General features: G+C 57.1%; 9 protein-coding genes and 3 pseudogenes. 4 read left to right on the top strand and 8 right to left on the bottom strand.

Features of this window, described 5'->3' with window-relative positions; all coding sequences use genetic code 11:
* Position 1 precedes the first annotated feature (1 nt).
* Positions 2 to 1594, bottom strand: a complete 1593-nt coding sequence (gene malX, locus BJF97_RS16070) for a maltose/glucose-specific PTS transporter subunit IIBC (protein ID WP_032692901.1) — start codon at positions 1592 to 1594, stop codon at positions 2 to 4.
* Between the two features lie 174 nt (positions 1595 to 1768).
* Here malX and BJF97_RS16065 point away from each other — a divergent pair.
* Positions 1769 to 2799, top strand: a pseudogene (locus BJF97_RS16065) (Mal regulon transcriptional regulator MalI).
* A gap of 25 nt (positions 2800 to 2824) precedes the next feature.
* Here BJF97_RS16065 and BJF97_RS16060 read toward each other — a convergent pair.
* Positions 2825 to 4387: a YdgA family protein gene (locus BJF97_RS16060; RefSeq protein WP_032692900.1), complete on the bottom strand. Its 1563-nt coding sequence runs from the start codon at positions 4385 to 4387 to the stop codon at positions 2825 to 2827.
* A 98-nt stretch (positions 4388 to 4485) separates the two neighbouring features.
* Complete coding sequence (manA, locus tag BJF97_RS16055) at positions 4486 to 5664, bottom strand: mannose-6-phosphate isomerase (RefSeq protein ID WP_014229579.1); 1179 nt, start codon at positions 5662 to 5664, stop codon at positions 4486 to 4488.
* A 197-nt stretch (positions 5665 to 5861) separates the two neighbouring features.
* Here manA and fumA point away from each other — a divergent pair, with 197 nt between their 5' ends.
* Together fumA and fumC are read left to right on the top strand one after the other, a co-directional pair.
* Entirely contained in the window at positions 5862 to 7508 is a 1647-nt protein-coding gene (gene fumA / locus BJF97_RS16050) for a class I fumarate hydratase FumA (RefSeq protein ID WP_064388331.1), read from the top strand.
* 142 nt (positions 7509 to 7650) lie between these two features.
* On the top strand, positions 7651 to 9051 hold the full coding sequence (fumC, locus tag BJF97_RS16045) for a class II fumarate hydratase (protein WP_032692796.1): 1401 nt from the start codon (positions 7651 to 7653) through the stop codon (positions 9049 to 9051).
* Here fumC and tus read toward each other — a convergent pair.
* Both tus and rstB read right to left on the bottom strand, forming a co-directional pair.
* Positions 9041 to 9973: a DNA replication terminus site-binding protein gene (gene tus, locus BJF97_RS16040; RefSeq protein WP_032692797.1), complete on the bottom strand. Its 933-nt coding sequence runs from the start codon at positions 9971 to 9973 to the stop codon at positions 9041 to 9043. The genes fumC and tus overlap by 11 nt on opposite strands.
* 74 nt (positions 9974 to 10047) lie before the next feature.
* A complete protein-coding gene (rstB, locus tag BJF97_RS16035) occupies positions 10048 to 11349 on the bottom strand; it encodes a two-component system sensor histidine kinase RstB (RefSeq protein ID WP_014229576.1) in 1302 nt (433 codons plus the stop codon).
* A 318-nt stretch (positions 11350 to 11667) separates the two neighbouring features.
* Between rstB and BJF97_RS16030 the strand changes: the two genes are divergently transcribed.
* Positions 11668 to 12357: a VIT1/CCC1 transporter family protein gene (locus BJF97_RS16030; protein WP_032692798.1), complete on the top strand. Its 690-nt coding sequence runs from the start codon at positions 11668 to 11670 to the stop codon at positions 12355 to 12357.
* 176 nt (positions 12358 to 12533) lie between these two features.
* Here the strand turns inward: BJF97_RS16030 and BJF97_RS32680 are convergent.
* From BJF97_RS32680 to rstA, 3 genes and pseudogenes are all read right to left on the bottom strand, one after another.
* A pseudogene (locus tag BJF97_RS32680) lies at positions 12534 to 12635 on the bottom strand (glutathione peroxidase); the annotation flags it as partial.
* Positions 12632 to 13660: pseudogene (locus tag BJF97_RS16025) on the bottom strand (GAF domain-containing protein); the annotation flags it as partial. The pseudogenes BJF97_RS16025 and BJF97_RS32680, both read right to left, overlap by 4 nt.
* A 311-nt stretch (positions 13661 to 13971) precedes the next feature.
* Positions 13972 to 14688, bottom strand: a complete 717-nt coding sequence (rstA, locus tag BJF97_RS16020) for a two-component system response regulator RstA (RefSeq protein ID WP_004851385.1) — start codon at positions 14686 to 14688, stop codon at positions 13972 to 13974.
* Position 14689 lies beyond the last annotated feature (1 nt).

The following is a 14689-nucleotide window of genomic DNA, read 5'->3' as shown; positions in this document are numbered from 1 at the left end:
CCTATGCCTCGACGGTATTCATCAGGACAGCCATTTCATCTTTCACCGACTGCACCTGCGGGCCAATCACCACCTGCAGGTTGTGCTGGTTAAGCTGCACCACGCCGATGGCGCGATTCGCTTTCAGCGCGGCGCTGTCGACTTTGCTCATGTCGTTAACCGACAGACGCAGGCGGGTAATGCAGTTATCGAGCGAAACGATATTTTCCGCGCCGCCGAGCGCCGCCAGAATCGCCGGAACGTTATAGCCTGATTTTCCGGTCACGCCGGTGACGGCCTTTTCGAAAGCGCTATTGGTTTCAATATCGCGTCCCGGGGTTTTCAGGTTAAAACGGGTGATAGCGAAACGGAAGATACCGTAGTAAACCGCAAACCAGATGGCCGCGACCACCGGTACCAGATACCACTTGGTTGACAGACCGTGCAGAATGCCGAACACCACAAAGTCGATAACGTTGCCGTCGGTGTTGCCGATAGTCACGCCCAGAATGGCCATCATGGTAAAACCCAGTCCGGTGAGGAGCGCGTGGATAACGTACAGCACCGGGGCGACGAACAGGAATAAAAATTCCAGCGGCTCGGTCGTGCCGCCTACCACGCAGGCGATAACGCCGGAAATCAGCAGCCCCTTAATTTTATGGCGGTTTTCCGGGCGAGCGCAGTGGTACATCGCCAGCGCCGCTCCCGGCAGGCCGCCGAGGAAGGCCGGCATTTTGCCTTGCGAGAGGAAACGGGTCGCGCTTTCGGAGAAGCCGTGGGTGGTTGGGCAACTGAGCTGGGCCTGGAAAATCGTCAGCGCGCCGCTGACGCTATGGCCGCAAACGTCCAGGGTTCCGCCCGCCTCGGTAAAGCGGATCAGCGCCACCAGAATATGGTGCAGGCCGAAAGGCAGCAGCAGGCGCTCTCCGGTACCGAAAATCATCGGTCCGAAATCTCCCGCGCTATTGATGACGTGGCCGAGGGCATTGATCCCCATGGCGAAGACGGGCCAGATCAGCGGAATGACCAGACCGACCAGGCCGAGAACCACGGTGGTGATAATCGGTACAAAGCGGGTGCCGCCAAAAAAGGCCAGCGCGTCGGGCAGGCGGATATTGTGAAAACGCTCATGCAGCACCCAGACGATGATCCCGGCGATCACCGCGCCGAGGATCCCGGTGTCGATCGATTGAATGCCGATAATATTCTGGATGTTGTTCGCTTTGAGGACGGCGGCATCGGTGGTCGGCAGAATGCCTTTGGCCGTCAGCCAGAAGTTAACCGCCAGATTCATCACGGCATAGCCGACAAAACCGGCAAACGCGGCGACGCCTTTGTTTTCTCGCGCCAGACCCAGTGGAATGGCGATACAGAACATCACCGGCAGAAAGCTGAAGGCGAAGGAGCCGACTTTGCCCATCCAGATGAATACGGCCTGCAGCAGCGGCACGTCCAGCCACGGCAGGAGCGTCAGGACATCATGGCTGCTCAGAGAGCTGCCGATCCCCAGCATGATCCCGCAAAAGGAGAGCAACGCCACGGGTAACATGAAGGTTTTCCCTAACTGCTGGAAAAACTCCCACAGGGTAATTTTGGTTGCTGTTTTCGCCGTCATAACACGAATCCTGGTTCTTTAAGTTATCGGTAGGATGTAACGCCACGGAAAGATAAAACGTTTTACCAAATTTTAGTGCGATAAAAATCACATATTCCGGCGATAATAACGTTTATAAAGAGAGTATCTTGATAAAACGTTTTATCGACAGCCAAAGGGAGTCGGCCTGCAGTTATGGCTATCGCGAAAAAAATCACCATTAATGATGTCGCCCAGGCGGCGGGCGTGTCGGTCAGTACGGTATCGCTGGTGCTGAGCGGCAAGGGGCGTATTTCGTCGGCGACCGGCGAGCGCGTCAATCATGCCATTGAACAGCTGGGCTTCGTGCGCAACCGCCAGGCGGCGTCGCTGCGCGGCGGCCAGAGCGGCGTTATTGGCCTGATCGTCAGCGACTTATCGAAGCCTTTCTACGCGGAGATGACCGCCGGATTGACCGACGCGCTTGAGTCGCAGGGCAGAATGGTGTTTCTCACCCAGGGGGGGGCACAGCGGTGAAAAAAATGCTCCAGCGTTTTGATACCCTGGTGGCGCAAGGGGTCGACGGCGTGGTGATTGCCGGGGCGATCGACCAGGGAGCGGAGCTGCGCGATCGCGCGGCGCAAGCTGGAATGCCGCTGGTGTTTGCTTCCCGCGCCAGCTATCTCGACGATGTCGACCTGATCCGTCCGGATAATATGCAGGCGGCGCAGATTGTCACCGAGCACCTGATCCGCCGCGGCCATCAGCGCATTGCCTGGCTGGGAGGGCAGAGCTCGTCCCTGACGCGCGCCGAACGGGTAGGCGGCTACTGCGCCACCCTGCTGAAGTATGGCCTGCCGTTTCATAGCGAGTGGGTGCTGGAGTGCGAGTCGAGCCAGAAGCAGGCGGCAGAGGCGATGGCGGCGCTGCTGCGGCAAAACCCAACGATTAGCGCGGTGCTGTGCTACAACAGCGTGATTGCCACCGGGGCGTGGTTTGGGCTGATGCGCGCCGGGCGCCAGAGCGGCGAAGCTGGCGTCGAAAGCTATTTTGAACAGCGGGTCGCGCTGGCGGCCTTTGCGGAGTTACCCGAGGAGGCGCTGGACGATCTGCCGCTGACCTGGGTGACGACGCCCGCCCGGGAGCTGGGACAAAGCCTCGCGGAGTGTATTTTACGGCGTATGGAAGAGGGACAGGGCGCGGCGAGAAACCAGATTATTTCTCCCCGGCTGATTACCCGAAAATAGCCCCTGGGCAGGGGCTATTTGCCGTTTATTGCTGCGGCGCGGCGGGTGGCACCACGTCTTGCGGCGCGTCATCTTGCGGCTGAGTTTCCTGCGGCGCTGCGGGTTCAGAGACGGCGGGAAGCGCTAAACCGAACATTCCGGCAAACTCATCCAGCGGCATTTTCTGTCCGTTCAGCGTAACCTGGCCGTCAGCGTACTGCAGGCTTGAGGTGATGGCGTTATCTTCCATGGTGGTGATGCGGAACATCTGCCCCATCGCCGCCAGGCCTTTCACCTGCTGATCCGCAAGCTTAGCGGCGTCGGCGGGCTGATAGCCTTCCAGCCCGGCAATCTGGGTCATAAACGCCGTCGCCATATCCACCGGGATCACCAGCTTGCCGTCGAGCGATTTAACGCTACGATCCACTTCATCCGCCAGCGTCTGCGGCGGCGTGGTGGTCAGCGACGGGTCTTTGAGCAGAATCGAAAGATTCAGGGTGGTTTCCCCCTTCGCATTGCGCCAGCTCAGCGGCGAAATGGTCAGGGACGGGCTGCCTTTCAGCATCATCGGCAGCGCGCTAAAGAAGGTTTGCGTTAACGCTTGCTGATAGAGCTCAGGATTCTGCGCCAGCTGCGGATCCGCCATCAGCGCCTGCGCTTCAGCGTTGTATTTTTGGCTGAACTGATGGAAGGCTTCGCCATCAATATTGTCCAGCTTCAGCGTCAGCCGGCCGCTACCGATATCCTGATTTTGCAGCTTGAGGCTGTTGACCGTGTAGTCCAGCTGGCTGTTAATACCTTTACCGTCGGCAGTCAGCGACGAATTGCCGTCAATTTTCATCCCTTCGAACAGCGCCAGCTCTTTGCCTTCAACGCCAATCGCCAGCTTGTCCAGCGAGATAGCCTGTCTACCGATACGCTCGTTGAAGCTGGCCATTTCGGTAGAGCCGTCGGTTTTCAGGTTATTAAAGGTGAGCTGAACTTTCTGGTTGTACTCGTTAACCGCGTTAATCTGCCCGCTACCGGCTTCGCCGCTGAGGCTGAGGGTTTTCCCTTCGCGGTCAGCGTCCAGCTGGAACTGTCCGCCGCTGAAGGTCACCTTCTCATCGCCTTTCGCGTAATCAAGCGGGTTGAGCACAATAGCGGATGTGTTGTCGCCGCTATAAGCGATACGGGTATCAATGGTGAACGGCGTTTCGACTTTAGCGATGTCGAACAGCGCCTTGCTGGCGTCGTTATTGGTCAGGGTGGTTTTGACGGACGCCATCGCCGGGGCGAGGTTAAAGGATTTGAGCGAAGCCAGCGGGAAAGGGCCGTGATCGACGACTTCATCAAACACCAGCGACTGTCCGGCGGCAAGCCAGCGGGGCGCTTTGCCGGCAGCAGGCTTCAGCACCAGTTGTAAATGGCTGCGGAACAGTCCGCGCTGATAGCCCTGATACGTCAGCTCCACGCCAGCCTGCGGCGCGCTGCTTTGCAGCTGAGCATTAGCCTGCTGCACCATGTCGGCAATGCGGCTTTCCAGCTGCTTCCCCGTATACCACGCGCCGCCCGTCCAGACGACGCCCAGCGCAATGATAACTCCTGCTGCGACCAGCGATTTTTTCATAGCATTTGTCCATAAATGAAACCAGGCGGATCGGGCCGCCTGGTTGTGTTGTCATGATGGGTGAAAGTCTAGCAACTGTGGCTAAAAAGTTCAGTAACTTACTGGAGCTTATTAAACACGCGCGCCACGCGGCCGCGGCCGCTGACCTGCACCGGTGATTCATTACAGCCGATAAACGCGGATTCACCCGGCTTCAGCGTCAGGCGCTGTTCGCCTTTGGCAATCGTCGCCTCACCCTCGACGCAGAACAGGATCGCCGCGCTCTGCTGGGCGATGGTTGACGCCTGCGCTGACAGGTCGTGCAGCGAGAAGGCAAAATCGTCAACCGGGATGGGGAAGTCCAGCTCCGCGCCGTGAATTACCGGCTGGGTCAGCAGTTGGCCCGCGGGTTTTGGCTCAAATTTGACGTTCGCCACCAGTTCCGGAATATCGATATATTTCGGCGTCAGGCCCGCGCGAAGCACGTTATCAGAGTTGGCCATCACTTCCAGCGCCACGCCCTGCAGGTAGGCGTGCGGGGTTTCCGCAAACAGGAACATCGCCTCGCCGGGATTCAGTTTGACCACGTTGAGCAGCAGCGGAGAGAAGAGGCCGCTATCGTCCGGGTAGAACTCGGCGATCAGGCGGATAGTCTGCCAGGGCTCACCCTGTTCGCTGTCCAGCGCCGCCTGCAGCGCCCGTAAGGCGTGCGCTTTTTCATCGCCTTTCATGTTCAGCAGGCTGGCGAACAGCTGGCTCAGATGCCCGGCGTCAGGCTGCGCAAGGAACTGAGCAATCGCCGGATGCGCATCGGCAACCGGCTGCAGCAGGGTGACGATTTCGGCAAACTCGCGGAAGGCGTTCATGGCGAGGAACGGCGTTAAGGCGAAAACCAGCTCCGGCTTGTGGTTCGGATCTTTATAGTTACGTTCGGCGGCATCAAGCGGGATCCCGGCAGCGTTCTCTTTGGCAAAACCGATTTCCGAGGCCTGCTTGTTGGGGTGCACCTGGATAGAGAGCGGCTGTGCGGCGCACAGGACTTTGAACAGGAACGGCAGTTCGCCAAAACGCTCGGCGACTTTCGCGCCAAGCAGGGTTGCTTTATCGCTTTCGATCGCGTCGCGCAGAGAGCGCGGCGTCCCGCTATTATCCACAATCTGCGAGCTGCTCTTGGGATGGGCGCCCATCCACAGCTCCGCCATCGGCAGGTTGTCCGGGTTAGCAATCCCATAAAGTTCGGTTAAGGCGGTATGGCTTCCCCAGGCGTAGTTTTGCACTGAGTTAATGAGCTTTTGCATTCTCAATCCCTGTTTCCACTTAATAGTCATGGCACTATTAAACCAGCAATCGACCGATAAGCAACCGGCGCGAAGAAAAAGTCGTCCTTGTCTCAGTTTTTGTTAAAAAATTGTGTAAAATCGATCGACTCGCTTTTCCACGGGCAAATGGAGTGTCTGCCTGAAATATAATCAGCTAAGCAGTAAGTGAGAGCACAATGTCGAATAAACCGTTTGTATATCAGGATCCTTTTCCACTGAAAAAGGACGATACCGAGTACTACCTCCTCAGCAGTGATTACGTCTCCGTCGCCGAATTCGCCGGCCAGGAAGTTCTGAAAGTTGAACCTCAGGCGCTAACTTTACTGGCACAACACGCTTTCCACGACGCCTCCTTTATGCTTCGCCCGGCGCACCAGCAGCAGGTGGCCGATATTCTCAACGACCCGGAAGCCAGCGAAAACGATAAGTACGTGGCGCTGCAGTTTCTGCGCAACTCGGATATCGCCGCCAAAGGGGTGCTGCCGACCTGCCAGGATACCGGTACCGCGATTATTTCCGGCAAAAAAGGCCAGCGCGTGTGGACCGGCGGCGGCGATGAAGCCGCGCTGGCGCAGGGCGTTTATAACACCTATATCCAGGATAACCTGCGCTATTCGCAGAACGCGCCGCTGGATATGTATAAAGAGGTCAACACCGGCACTAACCTGCCTGCGCAGATCGATCTTTACGCCACCGACGGCGAGGAGTACAAATTCCTCTGCATCGCCAAAGGCGGCGGCTCGGCGAATAAAACCTACCTGTACCAGGAAACCAAAGCGTTAATTACCCCGGCGAAGCTGAAAAACTATCTCGTCGAAAAGATGCGCACTCTGGGAACCGCCGCCTGCCCGCCGTACCATATTGCTTTCGTCATTGGCGGCACCTCGGCGGAGTCCACCCTGAAAACCGTTAAGCTGGCCTCAACCAAGTACTACGACGGCCTGCCGACCGAAGGCAACGAACATGGTCAGGCCTTCCGCGATATTCAGCTGGAACAGGAACTGCTGGTGGAGGCGCAAAACCTCGGTCTCGGCGCGCAGTTCGGCGGCAAATACTTCGCCCACGATATTCGCGTCGTGCGCCTGCCGCGCCACGGCGCCTCCTGCCCGGTGGGCATGGGCGTCTCCTGCTCGGCGGATCGCAATATCAAAGCCAAGATCAACCGCCAGGGGATCTGGATTGAGAAACTGGAGAGCAATCCGGGCAAATATATTCCCGAGCATCTTCGTCAGGCCGGCGAGGGCGAGGCGGTCAAGGTCAACCTCAACCAGCCGATGAGCGATATTCTGGCGCTGCTGTCGCAGTACCCGGTGTCGACCCGCCTGTCGCTGAGCGGGACGATTATCGTCGCCCGCGATATCGCCCACGCGAAGCTGAAAGAGCTTATCGACAGCGGTGAGGCGTTGCCGCAGTACGTCAAAGACCACCCGATCTACTACGCGGGCCCGGCAAAAACGCCCGACGGCTACGCGTCCGGCTCCCTTGGCCCGACGACCGCTGGCCGCATGGACTCCTACGTCGACCTGCTGCAGGCGCACGGGGCGAGTAAAATCATGTTAGCCAAAGGCAACCGCAGCCAGCAGGTGACCGACGCCTGTCATAAACACGGCGGTTTCTACCTCGGCAGCATCGGCGGCCCGGCGGCGGTACTGGCGCAGCAGAGTATCCGCAGCCTCGAGTGCGTGGCCTATCCTGAACTGGGGATGGAAGCCATCTGGAAAATTGAAGTCGAAGACTTCCCGGCGTTTATCCTCGTGGATGACAAAGGCAACGACTTCTTCCAGCAAATCCAGAGCTCGCAGTGCGCCCGCTGCGTAAAATGATTTCAGCCGCCCTTCGGGGCGGTTTTTTTATGCCGCTTAGCGGCACGAACCACCAAAACAACTTATAAATCTGACCCATACTTTACCCTTTGAGCAGGTGAGCTTTGTCGCTATTACGCACGTTGAATCCAAGGAGAAAGTCATGACAACGCATCGCAGTGAAAAAGACTCAATGGGCGCTATCGATGTGCCTGCCGACAAGCTATGGGGCGCGCAAACCCAGCGCTCGCTGGAACATTTTCGTATTTCGACGGAAAAAATGCCGGCCGAGCTTATTTATGCGCTGGCGCTGACCAAGCGCGCAGCGGCGAAGGTGAATAACGATCTCGGCCTTCTGGCCGCGGAGAAAGCGCAAGCGATTATTCAGGCCGCGGACGAAGTGCTGGCAGGCAAACATCCGGACGAGTTTCCGCTGGCTATCTGGCAAACCGGCTCCGGCACGCAAAGCAACATGAATATGAATGAGGTACTGGCCAATCGCGCGAGTGAACTGCTGGGCGGGCAGCGCGGGATGGAGCGTAAGATTCATCCCAACGATGATGTCAACAAGAGCCAGAGCTCTAACGACGTGTTCCCGACGGCGATGCACGTGGCGGCGATGATTGCCCTGCGGGAGAAGCTGATCCCGCAGCTCAACGTGCTGAAGCAGACCCTGAACAATAAAGCCGTTGCCTTCAGCGATATTGTCAAAATCGGCCGCACCCATCTGCAGGATGCGACGCCGCTGACCCTCGGTCAGGAGATCTCCGGCTGGGTAGCCATGCTGGAGCACAATTTAAAACATCTCGATCATAGCCTGCCGCATCTGGCCGAGCTGGCGCTGGGCGGGACGGCGGTGGGAACCGGGCTCAATACCCATCCGGAATATGCGGTACGCGTCGCCGCCGAGCTGGCGGCCTTAAGCGGCCAGCCGTTTGTCACCGCGCCGAACAAGTTTGAAGCGCTGGCGACCGTTGATGCGCTGGTGCACGCGCACGGGACGCTGAAAGGGCTGGCCGCTTCGCTGATGAAAATTGCCAACGATGTGCGCTGGCTGGCCTCCGGCCCGCGCTGTGGGATTGGCGAAATTGCGATCCCGGAAAATGAACCGGGTTCGTCGATTATGCCGGGCAAGGTGAACCCGACCCAGTGCGAAGCCCTGACCATGCTGTGCTGTCAGGTGATGGGCAACGATGTCGCGGTGAATATCGGCGGCGCATCGGGCAACTTTGAGCTCAACGTCTATCGCCCGATGGTGATCCACAACTTCCTGCAATCGGTGCGGCTGCTGGCTGACGGGATGGCGAGCTTTAACGAGCACTGCACGGAAGGCATTGAGCCGAACCGTGAACGCATCAGCCAGTTGCTGAATGAGTCGCTGATGCTGGTAACCGCGCTGAATACCCATATCGGCTATGACAAAGCGGCGGAAATTGCCAAAAAGGCCCATAAAGAGGGGTTAACCCTGAAAGCGTCGGCGCTGGCGCTCGGCTACCTGACGGAAGCCGAGTTTGACCGCTGGGTACGCCCGGAAGAGATGGTGGGCAGTATGTCTACTCGCTAGCCAGCCACAGGTGCAGCCGCGGAATCAGTAGCCTGAGCGACTGCGCCTGCGGTTTGTAGCGATACTGCACGTTATCGGCGTCATAGTTCAGGAGTTCACCGAGGTCCGGCACGCTGACGCCCTTGGTGCCGGATATCAGCGCAATCATCGGTCCCGGACAGGCGTATTGCACCTGTTTTTGTTCCCCGCTGTACCAGACCCTGGCGATGGGCTGCACCTTCACCGGCCGCTTGATTTTCAGCTTTGCCCGCTTCGGCAGGGCGGCAATATCCTGATACTCTCGCTCCAGCTTGCTTTGCCACTGCTCGCGGGTCCACGGCGGAACCGCCCGGGGCGACTGAAGGCTTTTTTCCAGCTGCATGAGTACCCGATCGCGGGTGAGATTTTTAATCACGTGCTTATTGGCCCAGCCGAAGCGGATGGTGCTCGGATCGAGGAGGGGAGTTAGCGTGCGATAGGCGCTCAGCGTAATCAGTCCCGGCAGGTGGCGATGGACCCACTCAAACCGCGCGGCGGCAGGCAGGCCGGAATCCACGGTGATAATCTTCTCGAAGCGCGCTTTGAGGGCGTTGATATGGGTGATTTTGTCTAAGAGTTCAGCCTGTTCCCGGGCGTCAGTTTGCAGACAAATCGCGCCGGGTAAACGCACGGCGGCTTTGCTGCTGCGGGTTTCCGACTGCTGCTGGATAAACAGATGACTATAGTGCCTGAGCGCCATCTCCAGCGCGGTTTTGCCGGTGTGCTGAACCACGTTGATGCTCTCCAGCGGCTGGTGTTCTGCGTCTTTACTCACCGGCGGCAGCTCAAAGACGCGGGCGGCCAGCAGGCGGCACTGCCTCAGGGCGTGTTTTAGCGCCTGCAGTTCATGCTCGAGCTGGCGAAAGGTGTCGTTCAGACGTTCAACAAGGTCATAGCTGGCCATATTCCCCACCTTAGTTACAACATACTTAGAGGTTTTTTAACTATAGCAGGCCTCAGCTTTTGCGCAAAGGCGTATCAGGCGGAGGTAAAATCCGGCAACTGATGATAGACCGGCCAGCTAAAGCAAAAACAGGCCCCGCCCAGCGAACTCGCTTCGCAATGCACTTCTCCGGCCATTGCCTGGGCGATGCTGTGGACGATAGCTAAACCGAGGCCACAGCCGCCGGTCGCGCGATCGCGGCTCGGGTCGAGGCGTACGAAAGGCTCGAACACTCGCTCACGTTCATCAGGCGCAATTCCGGGGCCATCATCTTCGACCCGCAGCGTCGCGCGCGAAGCCTGCAGCGTCAGGCTGATCTGAATACGCTGGTTACTGTAGCGCAGGGCATTATTCACCAGATTATCCAGCACCCGTTCCATTAAGCGCATATCCAGCGCGCCGTAACTCCCGGCCACGACGTCGGTTAGCGCAATCTCGCGCTGGGGATTAACCGTCTGAATATCTTCAACGTGATCGCGGATCCACGCCGGGAAATTGGGGGTCGTTAGCTTCAGTTCGTTCTGCGGGCGGTCAAGCCGGGCGTAGGTCAGAAGTTCTTCAATCAGCGCCTCCAGCTGGCCGATATCGCGGTTCAACGCCTGCGATTCGGCTTCGGTGAGGTTCTCGCTCATTTCCAGGCGATAGCGCAGACGCACCAGCGGGGTCCGCAGCTCATGGGCGATGCCATCGATCAGCTGTTTTTTGCTGGCGATAAGCGCGTTGATGTTATCGGCCATCTGATTAAACGCCACCCCCAGCCGCGCGAAGCTGGACATGCTGTCGAAATGAATGCGTTCAGTAAGATGTCCGTCGCCGAAGCGCTGGGCGGCGGTCTCAATACGCAGCATCTCCTGCCAGTGAGGACGCATCCAGATAAAGACCGGAAAGGCCAGCGAGATGGCGATAAAAGCCATCAGGGCCAGATCGAGCAGGCGCATCTCATGCAAAAAATAGAGATACGGCACCGGACCGACGGAGAGCACGTAGTGGCTGCGCGGGATCCGCTGGATAAAGGTGTACTGATCGTCGAGGGCGACGATATCCCCGGCGCGCAGATGCTGCATCGAGTTTTCCGAGAGCTTGAATTTGCTGATGGGCTCGATATGCAGATCGAAAGAGAGATTGAGGTCCAGCTCTTTGAGCGTTTTGCTCCAGTCGCGCGGCGGGATCTCCCGCAGCTCGCTGCGCATCAGATACAGCGAACTTTTCATCAGATCGTCCAGCGACTGACGTCCTGCGCGTTCAGCGGTGAATTTGTACACCAGGCCCACCATCATGGTCATGACCAGGAAGCAGACGAACAGCAGGAGGTAAAACTGCACAAACAGCTTTTTCATTAAATCTCACTCAAAATCAAAAGGTTAAATTCCTGCTTTTACCTGCAGGGGCACTGCGGGGGCATTTATCCAGGCGCAATCTATGTGAAAAACCCTTGTTGCGTTTTATGCCCATTTGATTTGCTATGAAAGCAGGGTTCGCTGCGGCTGACAACATCCGGCACGCATAAGTATGATGGTGTGGGTTGAAGCCAAATCAGAGAAGAATGTAATGTACCGCGGTCGGCGCCGATGTGCGAAGCGTTCTCTGTTTTAATCCGTTTTATTCCACCCTCATCCCGGTAGGCTGAACAGGCGTACTTAAAGGAGAATAAAAGCATGCATCTTGAACGACACAGCATTGAACGCGTCGGATGGCTGAGGGCTGCTGTACTCGGGGCTAACGATGGTATTGTTTCGACAGCGAGCCTTGTTCTTGGCGTTGCGTCTGCTAATACGGGCTCTTCCGGGGTTTTACTTGCGGGCATTGCCGGGCAGGTCGCGGGGGCGATGTCGATGGCCGCGGGGGAATATGTTTCCGTCTCATCTCAGGCCGACACGGAAAACGCGGCTCTCGCTCAGGAAAAGAGGGAACTGGAAACAGATTATCAGGGAGAAGTACGCGAGCTGACTTTACTTTATGTGCAACGCGGACTCGAGCCAGAGCTTGCCCAAAAGGTTGCCGAACAACTCATGGTGAAAGATGCTCTGGACACGCATGCCCGCGAGGAACTGGGACTGACGGATACCAATTCTGCGCGCCCCCTGCAGGCTGCCGTTTTCTCGGCGCTGAGTTTTTCCGCTGGCGCAACGTTGCCTTTAGTCGTTGCATGGCTTTCTCCAGCAACGCTGGTTTTTCTCTTTGTTATTCTCTCCTCCCTTTTTTCACTGGCCGCTCTTGGCTATATATCTTCAATTGTCAGCAGAGCCTCTCATGTCAGGGCGATCGGCAGAATTACTTTCTGGAGCACCCTGGCGATGTTTTCGTCGATGGGCATAGGTCATCTTGCCGGGCAGGTATTGTTTTAATAGATGTCTTAACTCGCAGAAAAGAGAAATATCTGGCGTGTGGTGGGCTGAAAAATGAGTGATTTGTATCGCGTGCGCGGGACTTATTCATAACCCATTGTCATTTTTTCAGGCGCACTTCCGGCGCGGAGCGAACATTCACTCGCGCACAGGCAGCGGCCAGGGAGGCAAAAGATTTAAATCTTTAGTGCGGCAAGGATGGCGGTCTCCATTTTCTCCGGGGTGGTGAACGGCGCGAAACGCGTGAGAGGGGTGCCGTCGCGACCGATCAAGAGTTTCCCTGCAGCGTTTGCCTGAGTTCGGTGAGCAGGCTGAAATCTCGCTTCTTGCGGATGTCCAGTGCGTCATTATAGGTCGTAAAACGGTGCCCCTGGCTTATCGCTTCATGCAGTGCGCTCACCGCGCGCCGCAGAATTTCATTTGGCGTCAGGGAGCTATCGCAAATACCGGAGTCACCCATGTGAATATTCAAATCCAGGGGAACGTCCGGGCCGATCCTGGCCTGGGTTCCCTGAAGCCGTAGTGCGATACCCTCCAATGACAGCTCCATGGGTTCCGGGGTGAAAAAGGCAAAGCGTCCCACCGCTACGGCGTAAAGTTTGCTCGCCATGGGCAGGCGCGTCTGCAGCGCGACGGTCATGTCACGAAGCAAATTCTCTACCGCCAGCATCCCCAATGAGCGGGCCATCTCGTAGGCAAATGGCATATCAATGCAGTCAATAATGACCAGCCTGAAAGTACCCTCAGCCGATACCTCAATGTCCTTGAGCAGGCGCTGCCGATTGGGTAAAAGCGTGACGACGTCGATATACCCCACTGAGTGCCAGGAGGCTAAGAAATCCGATATCAGCTCGGCCAGCGCCTTAAAAATAGCGATCTGCTCATCTGAAAGTGCCCTGGGTTGGGTATCTAAGATACTCAAGGTACCCACGGTCACTCCGTCGCGGGTTTTCAGCGGGCATCCTGCATAAAAGCGAATGAATGGCGCTTCTCTGACCGCCCGATCGCGATGAAAGATCGGATGCTGATGCGTATCAGGACAAAGGAAAGTCTCACCCTGTTTCAGGGTCTGTTCGCAAAATGCGCCGCCCAGGCTGGTGTCCGTGGGGGCGATATTCTGAGCGGATTTGATGTACTGCTTTTCATCGTCAAGGATTGACACAAAACTCATTGGCATTTTTAGCAACTGGCAGACCAGATGAGTGTATTTTTTTAACGCTTCGTCTCGCCCTTCGTCCGCGTTTTTTAACAGGTCAATCGCCGCGCGTCTTTTGCTTTCATCGCTGCTGAGATCGTTCAACATATAGATGCTCCCGTGCAGTAGATATTCCGGTCATCCCAGCCCACTGAAGGTGTGAATCTCTATACTCACGACGGGTGTCGATACTGGCCAGGCGCCAGCGCTATCACTCCACAGTAGAATGTTTTCCGTTGATTGTCTGCAAAGAGTATCACCCGCCCGGCAAGTCGTGAGGCGCGCCGCGCGGTGAAGCGCGGGTTTTGCGTGGGAAAAGCAATTTTTCACCCCCGGTTTTAAAAATAATGAACAGGAGGTTGAATTGGCTCTGACGGCTAACTCCGCACAAACAGCTATTCCATCGTCACATGCCTGAATTAGTTGTCCCAGGCGTGCGGGGCGAACAGGTAACCTTTATTGCGTACCGTTTTGATACGATATGGCTCAGTCGCATTATCGAGAAGCTTTTTACGCAGCCGCGAGATGGCGACATCGACGCTGCGGTCCATACCATCGTAGCTGACGCCGCGCAGATTTTTTAATAACGCGTCCCGATCCATAATTTGTCCAGCATGGGTCGCTAACTCCCACAGGAGATCGAAATCCGCAGTGGATAAGGCGACGCTTTCGCCGCCGAGCATCACCTGTCTATTCACCGGGTCGATACTCAGGGAGCCAAAAGCGATCGCTTTATGCGGGGTGAGCGAGGAGGGGACGCTGCCGTCCGGCACGGCGATATGCTGGCGCAAATGCAGGCGCAGGCGAGCTAACAGCACCGCTGGCGGCGTGGTTTTCAGGATATAATCGCTGGCGCCCATTTCGAGTGAGAGAATATGGTTCATATCGCTGTCCAGTGAAGTGAGCAATACGATTGGCCCCTGCCACTGGCCGCGTAAATCGCGGCACAGCGTCATACCGTCTTTACCCGGCAGCATGATATCCAGCAGCACCAGGTCCGGCTTTTCGCGCGCGATAACCTCTTCCGCCCGATCGCCGCGCGGTTCTACCACCACGTCCATATCGTGTTTGCCAAGGTAGGCCGCAATCAGTGCGCCGACCTCGGCATCATCCTCAACGAAAACAATTTTATTCATA

The organism is Klebsiella sp. LTGPAF-6F (genome assembly GCF_001753185.1).
Classification (GTDB): Bacteria; Pseudomonadota; Gammaproteobacteria; order Enterobacterales; family Enterobacteriaceae; genus Klebsiella; species Klebsiella michiganensis.
The sequence above is the reverse complement of the archived record's forward strand: the minus strand, read 5'-3'. Positions and strand labels throughout refer to the sequence as shown.